The sequence below is a fragment of the Brachyspira sp. SAP_772 genome, assembly GCF_009755885.1.
Classification (GTDB): domain Bacteria; phylum Spirochaetota; class Brachyspiria; order Brachyspirales; family Brachyspiraceae; genus Brachyspira.
Genome location: NZ_VYIX01000339.1, coordinates 1 through 551 on the forward strand (window position 1 = coordinate 1; position 551 = coordinate 551).

Genomic DNA, 551 nt, shown 5'->3' on the forward strand with positions numbered 1-551 from the left:
AAATTAATGAATTAAAAAATATGCTTGGGAATAAAAAAGGTGGTGGAAATCATATTTTTAAAGAATTATTTCAAAGCAGTATAGAAAAATTAGGGAAATTAGATAAATTAGAGTATTGGAAAAATATAGTTCATTATTGTATTGATCATAGAGATGATAATTTATTATCAATTAAAAATATAGAAATATTATATCCGAAAGAGAAGAATCATATTGAAGGAATAGGTATAACATTTGGAAAATTATATGAAATATATCAAGAACAGAATGTTATAAATATGATAAATGATTTTTTTAATAAAGATTATTCTTCAGATGAAAAATCATCAGATATTGAAGATGAATATATAGAATTTGTAAATTATTTAGATGAAGAAAATATCGAACATTTTGGAATAATAACTTTAGAAAATTACAATTCTTTGGATTTATACAAAAAAATATTTAATAAAGTAGAAAATGATGGTACAAAATTAAAATTCTTTAAAAATGAACAAAATAATATTATAAATAATCATTTGAAAAATATGCTGCAAAATATTATATAATAT

1 protein-coding gene is annotated in these 551 nt (G+C 18.7%); it reads left to right on the forward strand.

Translation table 11 applies throughout. The annotated features are described in order from the left end of the window. On the forward strand, positions 1–548 hold a 548-nt coding region (locus GQX97_RS14395; protein ID WP_157152368.1), incomplete at its 5' end, for a hypothetical protein. Positions 549–551: the final 3 nt, after the last annotated feature.